Origin of the sequence: Pseudomonas fluorescens (genome assembly GCF_902497785.1) — a bacterium.
GTDB classification, from domain to species: Bacteria; Pseudomonadota; Gammaproteobacteria; order Pseudomonadales; family Pseudomonadaceae; genus Aquipseudomonas; species Aquipseudomonas fluorescens_BO.
The window spans coordinates 22768-36221 of record NZ_CABVHK010000015.1 but is presented as its reverse complement, the minus strand read 5'-3'; the positions used below and the strand labels follow the sequence as shown (position 1 = coordinate 36221).

Annotated in this window: 12 protein-coding genes; 11 read left to right on the top strand and 1 reads right to left on the bottom strand. The window is 61.5% G+C overall.

Going from position 1 to position 13454, the window contains the following annotated elements; genetic code table 11:
• The first annotated feature begins 11 nt into the window (after window positions 1–11).
• The 10 genes from F8N62_RS21615 (at window position 12) to F8N62_RS21570 (ending at window position 11012) form a co-directional block, all read left to right on the top strand.
• On the top strand, window positions 12–761 hold the full coding sequence (locus tag F8N62_RS21615; protein WP_150712585.1) for an AraC family transcriptional regulator: 750 nt from the start codon (window positions 12–14) through the stop codon (window positions 759–761).
• A gap of 229 nt (window positions 762–990) precedes the next feature.
• Window positions 991–1809, top strand: coding sequence for a transporter substrate-binding domain-containing protein (locus tag F8N62_RS21610; RefSeq protein WP_150712584.1), 819 nt, complete (start codon window positions 991–993; stop codon window positions 1807–1809).
• 10 nt (window positions 1810–1819) lie between these two features.
• The gene (locus F8N62_RS21605) at window positions 1820–3598 is read left to right on the top strand and encodes an aconitase X (RefSeq protein WP_150712583.1); all 1779 of its coding nucleotides are present in this window, start codon (window positions 1820–1822) and stop codon (window positions 3596–3598) included.
• Window positions 3591–4256 carry an amino acid ABC transporter permease gene (locus tag F8N62_RS21600; protein ID WP_150712582.1) on the top strand — a complete coding sequence of 222 codons (666 nt, stop codon included), beginning with the start codon at window positions 3591–3593 and terminating at the stop codon, window positions 4254–4256. Before F8N62_RS21605 ends, F8N62_RS21600 begins: the two co-directional genes overlap by 8 nt.
• 10 nt (window positions 4257–4266) lie before the next feature.
• Window positions 4267–4917, top strand: coding sequence for an amino acid ABC transporter permease (locus tag F8N62_RS21595; RefSeq protein WP_150712581.1), 651 nt, complete (start codon window positions 4267–4269; stop codon window positions 4915–4917).
• Complete coding sequence (locus F8N62_RS21590; protein ID WP_008042626.1) at window positions 4910–5632, top strand: amino acid ABC transporter ATP-binding protein; 723 nt, start codon at window positions 4910–4912, stop codon at window positions 5630–5632. Before F8N62_RS21595 ends, F8N62_RS21590 begins: the two co-directional genes overlap by 8 nt.
• 183 nt (window positions 5633–5815) lie before the next feature.
• Entirely contained in the window at window positions 5816–6844 is a 1029-nt protein-coding gene (locus tag F8N62_RS21585) for a trans-3-hydroxy-L-proline dehydratase (RefSeq protein ID WP_150712580.1), read from the top strand.
• A gap of 127 nt (window positions 6845–6971) precedes the next feature.
• Window positions 6972–7889 (top strand): dihydrodipicolinate synthase family protein, encoded by a 918-nt coding sequence (locus F8N62_RS21580; protein ID WP_150712579.1) that lies wholly within the window; start codon window positions 6972–6974, stop codon window positions 7887–7889.
• A gap of 71 nt (window positions 7890–7960) precedes the next feature.
• Window positions 7961–9358 carry a fosfomycin efflux MFS transporter AbaF gene (gene abaF, locus F8N62_RS21575; RefSeq protein ID WP_150712578.1) on the top strand — a complete coding sequence of 466 codons (1398 nt, stop codon included), beginning with the start codon at window positions 7961–7963 and terminating at the stop codon, window positions 9356–9358.
• A gap of 73 nt (window positions 9359–9431) precedes the next feature.
• Entirely contained in the window at window positions 9432–11012 is a 1581-nt protein-coding gene (locus tag F8N62_RS21570; RefSeq protein ID WP_150712577.1) for an aldehyde dehydrogenase (NADP(+)), read from the top strand.
• Between the two features lie 39 nt (window positions 11013–11051).
• Here the strand turns inward: F8N62_RS21570 and F8N62_RS21565 are convergent, their stop codons facing one another.
• A complete protein-coding gene (locus F8N62_RS21565; protein WP_150712576.1) occupies window positions 11052–12059 on the bottom strand; it encodes an Ldh family oxidoreductase in 1008 nt (335 codons plus the stop codon).
• Window positions 12060–12322: 263 nt separating this feature from the next.
• Between F8N62_RS21565 and F8N62_RS21560 the strand changes: the two genes are divergently transcribed.
• Window positions 12323–13453: a carbon-nitrogen hydrolase family protein gene (locus F8N62_RS21560; protein WP_150712575.1), complete on the top strand. Its 1131-nt coding sequence runs from the start codon at window positions 12323–12325 to the stop codon at window positions 13451–13453.
• Window position 13454: the final 1 nt, after the last annotated feature.

Here is a 13454-nt window from a genome sequence, read left to right as displayed (position 1 = left end):
GCCCCAGCGCTATGTTCCCCTCACTCAAACAATTCAAACCCTGCGATTTGCCGACGCTGCTGAGCAGTCTGCAACCCATCGCGACGTTGCTCGACACCTTGGCGGACGTGGTGTTCTTCATCAAGGACAGCGACGCGCGCTATGCCTTCGTCAACCAGACCCTGGCTCGACGGTGTGGTCTCAAGCACAGCGAGCAACTGCTCGGGCTGACGGCGGACCAGGTCTTCCCGGCACGATTTGGCCCGCTGTATACCGAGCAGGATCGGCGCGTGCTGGCCACGGGGCGAGAACTGGCGGATCAACTGGAACTGCACCTGTATTTCGGCAACCAGCCAGTCTGGTGCCTGACCCACAAGCTCGCTCTGCATGACGAACAGGGGCGGATCGTCGGTCTCGCGGGCATTTCCCGCGACCTGCAACTGCCCCAGTCCAACCATCCGGCGTTCCAGAAACTGGCAGCGGTGGACGCACACATCCGCCGTCATTTCGCCCGACCGATCAGCCTTGCCGAGCTGACGGCCATCGCCGGTTTCTCTGTGGCGCAACTGGAACGCCATTGCAAACGGGTGTTCCAGCTCACGCCACGGCAGATGATCCACAAGTCCCGCCTCGAAGAGGGCTCGCGTCTGTTGCTCGACACCGACCTGCCCATCACCGAAATCGCTCTACGCTGTGGGTACACCGACCACAGTGCTTTCAGCCGCCAGTTCCGCGCCCTCACCAGTCTTTCGCCCAGCCAGTACCGCGACAGCCGTCGGTAAAATGTTCCTTTAAGGGGCGCTGCGCACCGAGTGTGCTCCCTTCCGTAACACCTCATTGACCGACACCGTCGCGCTGTTGCGCCCGTCGCTTGCGCTGAGCCGCCCTGCTTCAAGGATCGGCAAAAAAAATGCGGTAAAAGCAGAATCGGCACGGCCATTGCTATGATTAATATCGTATACGAAATCCCCAATACGATATTCAACAGCACTTTCCCAGAACGAGGCCTCTATGAAAAACCCCGCATTTGCCGTAGCCCTCAGCGCTGTTCTCAGTACCTCCTTCATGGCCACCGCCCACGCTGACAAGCTCGACGACATTATCGGTTCCGGCAAGCTGCGCTGCGCTGTGACCCTGGACTTCCCGCCCATGGGTTTCCGCGATGCCAGCAACGCGCCTGCCGGTTTCGACGTGGACTATTGCAATGACCTGGCGAAGATCCTCGGGGTCGACGCCGAAGTGGTGGAAACGCCGTTCCCCGACCGCATTCCAGCGCTGATCTCCGGACGGGCTGACGTGATCGTTGCCTCGACCTCCGACACCCTTGAACGCGCCAAGACCGTCGGCCTCACCGTGCCGTACTTCGCCTTCCAGATGGTCGTGCTGACACGCGACAACACCGGCATCAACAGCTTCGACGACATCAAGGGCAAAGCGCTGGGCAACACCAGCGGCACGTTTGAAGCCATTGCGCTGGAGGGCGATGTGAAGAAATGGGGCAGCGGCACCTTCCGCGCCTACCAGTCACAAAGCGACACGCTGCTGGCGGTGGCCCAGGGTCACATCGACGCCACGGTGGTGACCAATACCGTGGCCGCCGCGACGATCAAGTCGGGCAAATACAAAAACCTGAAAATCGCCGGCAACGCGCCTTACACCATTGACTTTGTGTCCCTGGGCGCCAAACGCAACGAGTACGGACTGCTCAACTACCTCAATCTGTTCGTCAATCAGCAGGTACGCAGCGGTCGTTATAAAGAGCTGTTCGTCAAATGGGTCGGCACCGAGATCCCGCCGACCGACCTGACCGTACCGCGGGTTTACTACTAAGGTGTCCGGCATGCCTGGGTCCACTGCTCTCATCGGTCGTAACCTGGTTTCGGGCTCCGCCCAGGGCGCGCTGCTGTTTGCCGATGTCGGGCTGAGCTTCTGGGGCGGTGTCGACCCTTACACGGGTGAAGTCATCGACCGTCACCATCCGCTCAGCGGCGAACATCTGAGCGACCGTGTGCTGGCCATTCCCAGTGGTCGCGGTTCGTGTACCGGCAGCAGCGTGCTGATGGAGCTGATCAGCAACGGTCATGCACCGGCGGCGTTGGTCCTGGCCGAAGCCGATGAGATTCTGACCCTGGGCGTGCTAGTGGCGCAGACCATTTTCGAGCGTTCACTGCCGGTGCTGTGCATCGGCCAGGAGGCCTTTGCTACCTTGCGCGGCAAAGCCTTCGCCCGAGTCGAAGGCGCCTCGCTGGAGCTGTTCGATCACCTGCCCGTCGATGGCTGGCAGCCAACCGAAACACTGACGCACACAGGCGAACCCCACGCGTCGATCGAGCTCACCGGGTTCGACCGTTCGCTGCTCGATGGCGAGCACGGCAAAGCTGCGCAGGTGGCCATGCAAATTGTCCTGCGCATGGCCGAACTGCAAGGCGCCCGACAATTGGTGGACATCTCGCAGGCCCACATTGACGGCTGCATTTACACCGGACCGGCGAGCCTGCGCTTTGCCGAACAACTGGTGCACTGGGGCGCAAAGGTTCGCGTGCCCACCACCCTCAATTCAATTTCCGTGGACCAGCGCCGCTGGCGAGCGTTGGGCATCGACCCGTTGCTCGGCGAACCGGCCAGTGCCTTGGGCGATGCCTACATGGCGATGGGTGCGCAGCTCAGTTTCACCTGTGCCCCCTACTTGCTCGACACCGCACCGAAGGCCGGCGAGCAGATCGTCTGGGCCGAATCCAACGCGGTGGTCTACGCCAACAGCGTGCTCGGTGCACGCACCTTGAAGTACCCGGATTACCTGGATATCTGCATCGCCTTGACCGGCCGCGCGCCGCTGATCGGTTGTCATCTGGACGCGCCACGCAAAGCGCGCCTGCGCGTTGAATTACCGGAATTGGGCGAACTTGACGATGCGTTCTACCCATTGCTCGGCTACCACATCGGTGCCCTCGCGGGCAGCCGGATCCCGCTGGTGTTCGGGCTGGAACAGCGCCAGCCCGACCTCGACGATCTGAAAGCCTTCGGCGCGGCGTTCGCCACTACGTCGGCCGCGCCGTTGTTTCATATTGCCGGAGTCACACCCGAAGCACTCGACCCTGCCCAAGCGCTGGACGCCGACGTCCCGGTGCCTGTGGAAACCATCCGCCTGGTGGACCTGCTGGGCAGTTGGCGCGAGCTTAACAGTGCCCGTGACAGCCGCGTGGACGTGGTCTCGCTGGGTAATCCGCACTTCTCGCTCAGCGAGTTTGCTCACCTCGCACGGCTGTGTCGCGGCCGGCACAAACACCCCGAGGTGGTGCTCGCCATCACGTGCGGTCGTGCGGTGCTGGAACAGGCGCGTGACGCCGGACACATCGGCGTGATTGAAGCCTTCGGCGCCACCCTGGTGACCGATACCTGCTGGTGCATGCTCGGCGAGCCGGTGATCCCGCCGGCCGCCACAACCTTAATGACCAACTCGGGCAAATACGCCCATTACGCACCCGGTCTGGTCGGGCGCAAAGTGCACTTCGCCAGCCTCGCCGAGTGCGTTGATGCCGCTTGCACTGGCAGCGCCAGCGGGCGACTGCCGAGCTGGTTGCAACCCGCCTTGCTGATGGAGAGCCTCGCGCATGTTTGATTACACCTTCCAATGGCGCGCCACCCTGCGCGCCTTGCCGGACATGCTCGCCGGCGCCTGGGTCACGTTCGAGACGGCCGCGTTGTCGATGATTTTCGGCGTACTGATCGCCCTGGCCCTGACCGTCATGCGCGAAACCAGACACCCGCTGCTGCGCGGCATTGGCAACGGCTGGGTGTCGATTGCCCGTAATACCCCGTCGCTGTTCCAGATCTACGTTCTGTACTTCGGCCTCGGTTCACTGGGCCTGCACGTCAGTTCCTGGTTCGCGCTGCTGGCCGGGATCACTTTCAACAATGCCGGCTATCTCGCGGAAAACTTCCGCGGCGGGCTCAAGGCGGTGCCTGGCACGCAAGTGCGGGCCGCGCGTTCGCTGGGCATGAGTGCTTTCCAGACCTACCGGATGATCGTCGTCCCGCAGCTGTTGCGGATCGTGTTCTACCCGCTGAGCAACCAGATGGTCTGGGCGGTGTTGATGACGTCGCTGGGGGTGATTGTCGGGCTCAACAACGACCTCACCGGCGTGACCCAGGACTACAACGTCAAGACGTTCCGCACCTTCGAATATTTCACCATCGCGGCGGTGCTGTATTACCTGATTGCCAAGGCGATCGTCGCGACGGCCCGGCTGATGGCCTGGCGGCTGTTCCGTTACTGAGGACGTGACTATGTTTTCCACCAGTTTTTCCTGGAACGACCTGCTGTTCCTGCTTAATGGCGCCTGGATCACGTTGCAACTGACTTGCTGGGCGATCTTGCTCGGCACGTTCGCCGGGCTGGTATTCGGCCTGCTGCGAGCGCTGTTGCCACGGGCCAGCTTGCCACTGGCGTGGGTGCTGGACGTGTTTCGCAGCGTGCCCCTGCTGATCCAGTTCGTGCTGTTCAACTCGCTCAAGAGCATCGTCGGCCTGAACATCAGTGCGTTCAGCGTGGGCTGCATCGTGCTCGGGGTTTACGCCGCCGCGTACTTCACCGAGATCGTGCGCGGCGGTGTGCTGTCGGTACCGCTGACCGTGCGCCGGGCCAGCCGTTCGCTGGGCCTGAGTTTTTTCCAGGACCTGCGCTGGATCGTCCTGCCGATGGCTTCGCGGGTCGCCTTTCCCGGCTGGCTGAACCTGGTGCTCGGCGTGATGAAAGACACCGCGCTGGTGATGTGGATCGGCATCGTCGAACTGCTGCGCGCCTCGCAAACCATCGTGACCCGCATTCAGGAACCGCTGCTGGTGCTGTGCATCGCGGGCCTTATCTACTACATCATGAGCCTGGTGGTCGCACGCCTCGGCGCTCGTCTGGAAAGAAGGTGGCAAGAAAATGATTGAGATCGACAACGTACACAAATCCTTCGGCGACCTTGATGTGGTCAAGGGTGTCAGCCTGACCGTGAACAAGGGCGAAGTGGTGTCCATCATCGGCGGCTCCGGCTCGGGAAAATCGACCCTGCTGATGTGCATCAATGGCCTTGAACCGATCCAGAAAGGCAACATCCGCGTGGATGGCGTCGAGGTGCATCACCGCGCAACCGACCTCAATCACCTGCGGCAGAAAATCGGCATCGTGTTCCAGCAATGGAACGCCTTCCCGCACCTGACCGTGCTGGAAAACGTGATGCTCGCCCCGCGCAAGGTCCTGGGCAAAAGCAAGGCCGAAGCCGAGGCCCTGGCCGTGCAGCAACTGACTCACGTTGGCCTGGGTGACAAACTCAAGGTGTTCCCCGGCAAGCTTTCGGGCGGTCAGCAACAACGCATGGCCATCGCCCGCGCCCTGGCCATGTCACCGGACTACATGCTGTTCGACGAAGCCACCTCGGCCCTCGATCCACAGTTGGTCGGCGAAGTGCTGGACACCATGCGCATGCTCGCCGAAGACGGCATGACCATGGTGCTGGTGACGCACGAGATCCGCTTCGCCCGGGACGTATCCGACCGCGTGGCGTTCTTTCGCAACGGCCTGGTGCATGAGATCGGCTCGCCGGATCAGGTGATCGGCAACCCGGTGCACGCCGAAACCGCGGCGTTTCTCAAATCGGTGAAATAACTGACGGCCTCATCGCGAGCAGATGCTTACCCCCGTAGGAGCTGTCGAGTGCAACGAGGCTGCGATCTTTTGATCTTGCCTTTAAAAAATCAAAAGATCGCAGCCTCGTTGCACTCGACAGCTCCTACAGGGTTAAGCATTTGTCCACGAGAGGGCCCTGACAGATGATAGAAGGAACAGACAATGCGCTCATCGAAAGTGATTCATGTCGTCAGCTGCCACGCCGAAGGCGAGGTCGGCGACGTGATTGTCGGCGGGGTCGCACCACCGCCCGGCGCCACGGTGTGGGAACAATCACGCTGGATAGCCAAGGATGAAACCCTGCGCAACTTCGTGCTCAACGAGCCGCGTGGCGGGGTGTTCCGCCACGTCAATCTGCTGGTACCGGCCAAAGACCCGCGGGCGCACATGGCCTGGATCATCATGGAACCGGCGGATACCCCGCCGATGTCCGGCTCCAATTCCTTGTGCGTGGCCACCGTGTTGCTCGACACCGGTATTGTGCCAATGACCGAACCGCAAACCCGGCTGGTGCTCGAAGCCCCTGGCGGCCTGATCGAAGCCGTGGCCGATTGCCGTGACGGCAAGGTGGAACGGGTGGAAATCAAAAACGTGCCGTCCTTCGCCGATCGCCTCGACGCGTGGATCGAAGTAGAAGGTGTCGGCACGCTCAAGGTCGACACCGCCTATGGCGGCGACAGTTTTGTGATCGCCGATGCCATGGAACTGGGCTTTTCAATCCGCCCCGATGAAGCCGCCGACCTGGTGGAGGTCGGTTTGAAAATCACCCGTGCCGCCAACCAACAATTGGGCTTTGTTCATCCGTTGAACCCTGAGTGGTCGCACATTTCCTTTTGCCAGATCGCGGCACCCGTCGTCCACGAGAACGGCATCGCCACCGGCGCCAACGCGGTGGTGATCCAACCGGGCAAGATCGACCGCTCGCCGTCCGGCACAGGTTGCTCGGCGCGCATGGCGGTGATGCACGCCAAGGGTTTGATGCGCGTCGGCGAGCGCTTTATCGGTCGCTCGATCATCGGCTCCGAATTCCACTGTCGGATTGACTCACTGACCGAAGTGGCCGGGCGCCCCGCTATCTACCCGTGCATTTCCGGCCGGGCCTGGATCACCGGCACCCATCAATTGCTGCTCGATCCCAGCGATCCGTGGCCACAAGGCTACCGACTGTCAGACACCTGGCCCGGTGCCTGAATACACGCAATACAGAACACCCCGACCGGCGGCTGAAAAAAACCACCAGAACCTGAAAAAACCACTAGCCGATTTTTTTCATTTTACATATCGTATACGAAATACAATAAACAACCTGGAGGCAACAATGAGCAAGCGCATTAACTGGAGTGGCGTCTTCCCAGCGGTGACCACTCAATTCAACGATGACTTTTCGATCAACCTGGAAAAAACCCATCAGGTGATTTCCAACGTGATCCGCGACGGCGTGTCGGGCCTGGTGGTTTGCGGCTCGGTAGGCGAAAACACTTCGTTGACCGCTGCAGAAAAAATCGCCGTGACGGAAGTCGCAGTCGATGCCTCTCGCGGCCGTGTGCCGGTAATTTGCGGCGTGGCGGAATTCACCAGCGTGGAGGCGGCCAAGGTCGCCAATGCAGTGCGCAAGGTCGGAGTCGATGGCGTCATGCTGATGCCGGCACTGGTCTACGGCTCCAAGCCGTTCGAAACCGCCGAGCATTACCGCTATGTGGCAAAAAACGCCGACGTGCCGTTGATGGTCTACAACAACCCGCCGATCTACAAAAACGACGTGACCCCGGACATCCTGATTGCCTTGGCCGACTGCGACAACGTGGTGTGCTTCAAGGATTCCTCAGGTGACACCCGCCGCTTCATCGACATTCGCAACGAAGTGGGTGACCGTTTTGTGCTGTTCGCCGGCCTCGACGATGTGGTGCTGGAAAGCCTCGCCGTGGGCGCCGAAGGCTGGGTGTCGGGCATGTCCAACGTGTTCCCGAAAGAAGGTGAAACCATCTTCCGCCTGGCCAAGGCCGGACGCTTCGCCGACGCCATGCCGATCTACGAATGGCTGATGCCGATCCTGCACCTCGACGCTCGTGCCGACCTGGTGCAGTGCATCAAGCTGTGCGAAGCCATCGCCGGGCGCGGCAGCGCGCTGACCCGTCCGCCACGCCTGGCCCTGCCGGAAGCCGATCGCGTCTTCGTCGAGCAGATCATGGCCAAGGCCTTGGCCAACCGTCCGCATCTGCCGGACGTCGGTCTCTGAGTGATTGCCGGGCGGGCCTTTGCGGACCCCGCCCGGCTACCTGTTTTTGCGCCCCTACAGGAAACGCCAGCATGCCCAACGCTCAACACACTCAAAGCGCAACCACACCCTCGGGACTCAAGCGTGTCGTGGCCGCCGCCATGGCCGGTACCGTCGCCGAATGGTATGAATTCTTTCTTTATGGCACCGCGTCGGCACTGGTCTTCGGCCAGTTGTTCTTCCGCCAGACCGACAGTCCTATCGACGGCATCATCGCCGCTTTCGCCCTGTACGCCGTGGGCTTTCTCGCCCGCCCGCTGGGTGGCCTGGTGTTCGGTCACTACGGCGACAAATACGGCCGCAAGCGCCTGCTGCAATTGAGCCTGGTGGTGGTCGGTATCACCACCTTTTTGATGGGCTGCCTGCCCGGTTTCAACCAGATCGGCTATGCCGCCCCCGTGTTGCTGGTGCTGTTGCGGCTGATCCAGGGTTTCGCGTTTGGCGGCGAATGGGGCGGTGCGATTCTGTTGGTGTCCGAGCATTGCCCGGACAATCGTCGAGGTTTCTGGGCCAGCTGGCCGCAAGCCGGTGTGCCGGCCGGTAACCTGGTGGCGACGGTGGCGCTGTTGCTGTTGTCGTCGAACCTGTCGGAGGAGCAATTCCTCGCCTGGGGCTGGCGCGTGGCGTTCTGGTTCTCGGCTGTCGTGGTGCTGATCGGTTACTGGATTCGCACCAGCGTCGATGACGCGCCGATTTTCAAGGAAGCCCAGGCCCGCCAGGCGCAGACCAAGCAACAGCAACTGGGCGTGGTCGAAGTACTGCGCCACCACTGGCGCTCGGTACTGGTCGGGATTGGCGCGCGGTTTGCCGAAAACATCCTCTACTACACCGTCGTGACGTTTTCGATTACTTATCTGAAACTGGTGGTGCACAAAGACACGTCCGAGATTCTGCTGCTGATGTTCGGCGCGCACCTGCTGCACTTCTTCATGATTCCGTTGATGGGTTATCTGTCTGATCTGGTCGGGCGCAAACCGGTGTACCTGACCGGCGCGATCCTCACGGCGTTCTGGGGTTTCATCGGGTTCCCGATGATGGACACCGGCAACAACTGGCTGATCATGGCCGCCATCACCCTGGGTCTCGCGATCGAGTCGATGACCTACGCGCCCTATTCGGCCCTGATGGCGGAAATGTTCCCGACCCATGTGCGCTACACCGCGCTGTCCCTGTGCTATCAGGTGGCGCCGATCTTCGCCGGCTCCCTCGCTCCGCTGATTGCGATTACCTTGCTCAACAAGTATCACAGCTCGACACCGATCGCGTTCTACCTGGTCGGTGCGTCGCTGATCTCCATCATTGCGGTGGGCTTGACCCGTGAGACGCGTGGCAAGTCGCTGCACCTGGTCGACAGCGAGTCCGCCGCGCGCATCGCCGCCCTGACCGACGCCGAACCGGTGGCCGCACGCCGCAGCGATTCACTGGCCTGACACGGTTTCCTGTTGGAGCCGCCCGCAGCAAGCCGGCTCCTACAGGACATCTACATCCCAAACGGAGTTTTTCATGCCCCGGATCATCGGACACAACTACATCGGTGGTGCGCGCAGTGCCGCCGGCGAGATCACCGTGCGTAGCCACGACGCCACTACCGGTGAAGCGCTGCCCTACGCGTTCATGCAGGCCACCGACGAAGAAGTCGACGCTGCCGCCCAGGCCGCCGCAGCCGCCTACCCGACCTTTCGCACGTTGTCGGCCCTACGTCGCGCGGAGTTTCTCGACGCCATCGCCACGCAACTGGAGGCACTGGATGATGATTTCATCGCTCTGGTGACCCGCGAGACGGCGCTGCCGAACGGACGCATTCTGGGTGAACGTACTCGCACCAGCAGCCAGATGCGCCTGTTTGCCCAAGTCCTGCGCCGTGGAGATTTTCATGCTGCACGCATCGACCGAGCCCTGCCCGAGCGCAAGCCGCTGCCACGGGTTGATCTGCGCCAATACCGGATCGGCGTCGGTCCGGTTGCGGTGTTCGGTGCGAGCAACTTCCCGTTGGCTTTCTCCACCGCCGGTGGCGATACCGCTGCTGCGTTGGCCGCCGGTTGTCCGGTGGTGTTCAAGGCCCACAGCGGGCATATGGCGACTGCCGAACTCGTGGCCGACGCGATCATCCGTGCCGCCGAGCAGACTGACATGCCCAAAGGTGTGTTCAACATGATCTACGGTTCTGGCGTAGGCGAAACTCTGGTCAAACACCCGGCGATTCAGGCGGTTAGTTTCACGGGGTCACTCAAGGGTGGGCGTGCGCTGTGCGACATGGCTGCGGCACGACCGCAGCCGATTCCCGTGTTCGCCGAAATGAGCAGCATCAATCCTGTGGTGGTATTGCCCGAAGCACTGCAAGTGCGGGGCGAGAAAATTGCCAGCGAACTCGCCGCCTCCGTGGTGCTTGGTTGTGGCCAGTTCTGCACAAATCCGGGACTGGTGATCGGTATTCGCTCGCCAGCATTCAGCGCCTTTACCCAAATGCTGAGCACCTTGATGGCCGGGCAACCGGGGCAGACCATGCTCAACCTCGGCACGCTCAAAAGCTACGCCAACGGTGTGCAGGCGTTGCACGCGCACCGCAACATCACTCACCTGGCCGGCCGCGATCAACAAGGCACACAGGCGCAGCCGCAACTGTTCAAGGCTGACGTCAGTCTGTTGCTCGAGGGCGACCCACTGTTGCAAGAAGAAGTGTTCGGTCCGGCGACAGTGCTGGTGGAAGTGGCCGACAAAGCCGAACTGCAACGGGCACTTCAGCACTTGCACGGGCAACTCACAGCCACGCTGATTGCTGAAGCCGGCGACCTGCACAGTCACCCTGAGCTGTTACCGCTGCTGGAGCAAAAAGTCGGACGGGTGTTGTTCAACGGTTACCCGACCGGCGTCGAAGTCTGCGATGCGATGGTGCATGGCGGCCCCTATCCGGCCACCTCCGATGCTCGCGGCACCTCGGTCGGCAGCCTGGCCATTGATCGATTCCTGCGCCCGGTGTGTTACCAGAACTGCCCGGACGCGCTCTTGCCAGACCCGTTGAAAAACGCCAATCCGCTGGGTATCGACCGGCTGGTGGATGGCATCCACCAACGGGACCCGCTGTAAAAAAAAGCGCCACCGGTTTGCGGTGGCGCATTCTTTCACTCATTCCAATAGTGCTTTCAGATCGTTGTACAACGCCTCGGGAATCTCCACCCCCTCCACCAGGCTACGCACTCGCGCTTCATAGCGCCTTTGCGAGGGCAATCGTGCACCCTGCCCTTGAATGTTCTCGAACAAGGCTTCGGCACGCGCCAGATGTTGCTCGGTGGAGTCGCCGAGAAAACGTCGTGGATCAAGCGCGATGATCAACTCGCCATGGTACGGCGAGGATTTGCTCCCGGCGTCGTAAACCAGTGACTCGGCACTGGTCAGGTCACCGATCAGCGGTCCGGCGATCAGCTCCACCATGGCTGCCAGCGCCGAGCCTTTATGCCCACCGAACGTCAGCATCGCGCCCGTATCGAGCACCACGTTGGCATCGGTGCTTGGCTGGCCCTGCGCGTCCACACCCCAGCCCTCGGGAAGCGCTTTGCCGGCGCGCCGGTGCAACTCGATATCGCCACGGGCAATCGCACTGGTGGCGAAATCGAACACAAACGGGTCCTTGCCCCGGCGTGGCCAGCCGAACGCAATGGGATTGGTGCCAAACACTGGCTGGCTGCCGCCCGCGGGCGCCACCCAGGCATGACTGGGATTGCAGGCCAATGCCACGAGCCCGACCGCCGTCAGTTGCTCGATCTCGACCCACAGCGCAGAGAAATGCACGCAGCGATTGATTGCCAGCGCAGCAATACCGTTTGCCCGGGTTTTCTGCACCAGCAACGGCAGCCCCGCCTGGTACGCCAATTGTGAAAAACCACTCGCCGCATCCACGCGCACGATCGAAGGCGCCTGATCAATGACCAGCGGCTCGGCATCGGCCGACACTTTACCGGCCCTGAGTGAGTTGACGCAGCCCAGAATCCGATACAAACCATGGGAGGCGCAACCATCGCGCTCGCCGGCAATCACTGTGGCTGTCACCGCCTGAGCGTGGGCAAGGTTGAAACCGTTGTGCAGCAAGATCGATTCGGCCAGCTCGCGAGCTTCGGCCAGGGACAGACGGATCATAATCACCTCCTTGAACAGACCGTCCAGACTGTCCCACCCCAATCCCCACGGCTTGATCGCTTTAGGCCGCAGCGATGACGAATTCGGCACATATCGATCATGGCGACATGGCTTTGCGTTGGTTCGACGTCATTAGTCCTCATTCAGGTCAAAACCGTAAAAAAATAAAAAAACAGCCCCCCAACGGGTTGTTTTACCGTAGCCTCGTCCCCCATCCAGAACGCCAATCATGAACCCTGAACACGGCCACTAACTGTTTCCCCATGCGCAAACTTCTGTACCTGACTTTCTCCATGGCATTGATTGCCGCCCTGACGACCTACGCCATGTGGGCCGCGGATCGCCCGGCGGGCCATTACCTGTCGGACCTGCGCATCGATCTCGCCATCGATCAGGGAACGCCGGCCGATCGCGGCAACCTTCTGGGCATTCAGCCGGAACTGTTCCCCACCGACTATCAAAGCACCGAGCGCTTGCACCGCAAACTCGCGGCCTATCTGCAAAAAGCCCAGGAACAGGGGCTGTTGAACGAGAAAACCATCGTCGTGCTGCCGGAACATGTCGGCACCTGGCTGATGGTCAGCGGCGAAAAAGACGAGTTGTACCAGGCCCCGACCATCAAGGAAGCGATGAACTGGCTGGCGGTGAGCAACCCGGTGAAGTTCGTCCGCGCGCTGATCAGCGCCAGAGGCGACAACCGCCTCGACGATGCCCACCTGCGCATGAAAGCCAAAGGCATGGCCAAGGATTACCAAAGGTTGTTCGGCGGTCTGGCGAAAGAGTTTCACGTGACGCTGGTCGCGGGCTCCATCGTGCTGCCCGAACCGAGCATCATCGACGGCACCCTGAAAATCGGCCGCGGCGCGTTGTTCAACAGCAGCGTGGTGTTCGGTCGCGACGGCCTGCCGATCGGGCAGCCCCAACGGCAGATGCACCCGATTTTCGACCAGCGTGAAGTGATCCAGGCCAATGGCGAACATACCCTGAGCGTGGTCGACACGCCGGCGGGTCGCCTCGGGGTGCTGATCGGCAGCGACAGCTGGTACCCGGACAACTACCGTAAACTCGATGATCAAGGCGCGCAGCTGGTCGCGGTTCCGGCCTTTGTCAGCGGTCGCGGTACGTGGGACAAGCCCTGGCGCGGTTTCAAGGGATTGTCGACACCCGGTTCGGTCAGTCTCAAGGCGGGCGAACTCAGTGAAGGCCAGGCCTGGCATCACCTGACATTGACCGCGCAACCGCCCAGCAGCCAGGCCATCGCGGGCATGAGCGTGTTTCTGCGGGGGCAATTCTGGGACCAGGGTAGCGCCGGGCAAAGTTTTCTCAGCAGCAACGGGCAACATTTCGCCGGCGGCAACGTGCGTGGCGCGCGCTTGCTGAACATCTGGTTGTAGA

What these genes read in the sequence shown, in the direction of transcription:
- F8N62_RS21615 (WP_150712585.1), top strand. Translation starts at nt 12, where the DNA reads ATGTTCCCCTCACTCAAACAATTCAAACCCTGCGATTTGCCGACGCTG.
- F8N62_RS21610 (WP_150712584.1), top strand. Translation starts at nt 991, where the DNA reads ATGAAAAACCCCGCATTTGCCGTAGCCCTCAGCGCTGTTCTCAGTACC.
- F8N62_RS21605 (WP_150712583.1), top strand. Translation starts at nt 1,820, where the DNA reads ATGCCTGGGTCCACTGCTCTCATCGGTCGTAACCTGGTTTCGGGCTCC.
- F8N62_RS21600 (WP_150712582.1), top strand. Translation starts at nt 3,591, where the DNA reads ATGTTTGATTACACCTTCCAATGGCGCGCCACCCTGCGCGCCTTGCCG.
- F8N62_RS21595 (WP_150712581.1), top strand. Translation starts at nt 4,267, where the DNA reads ATGTTTTCCACCAGTTTTTCCTGGAACGACCTGCTGTTCCTGCTTAAT.
- F8N62_RS21590 (WP_008042626.1), top strand. Translation starts at nt 4,910, where the DNA reads ATGATTGAGATCGACAACGTACACAAATCCTTCGGCGACCTTGATGTG.
- F8N62_RS21585 (WP_150712580.1), top strand. Translation starts at nt 5,816, where the DNA reads ATGCGCTCATCGAAAGTGATTCATGTCGTCAGCTGCCACGCCGAAGGC.
- F8N62_RS21580 (WP_150712579.1), top strand. Translation starts at nt 6,972, where the DNA reads ATGAGCAAGCGCATTAACTGGAGTGGCGTCTTCCCAGCGGTGACCACT.
- abaF (WP_150712578.1), top strand. Translation starts at nt 7,961, where the DNA reads ATGCCCAACGCTCAACACACTCAAAGCGCAACCACACCCTCGGGACTC.
- F8N62_RS21570 (WP_150712577.1), top strand. Translation starts at nt 9,432, where the DNA reads ATGCCCCGGATCATCGGACACAACTACATCGGTGGTGCGCGCAGTGCC.
- F8N62_RS21565 (WP_150712576.1), bottom strand. Translation starts at nt 12,059, where the DNA reads ATGATCCGTCTGTCCCTGGCCGAAGCTCGCGAGCTGGCCGAATCGATC.
- F8N62_RS21560 (WP_150712575.1), top strand. Translation starts at nt 12,323, where the DNA reads ATGCGCAAACTTCTGTACCTGACTTTCTCCATGGCATTGATTGCCGCC.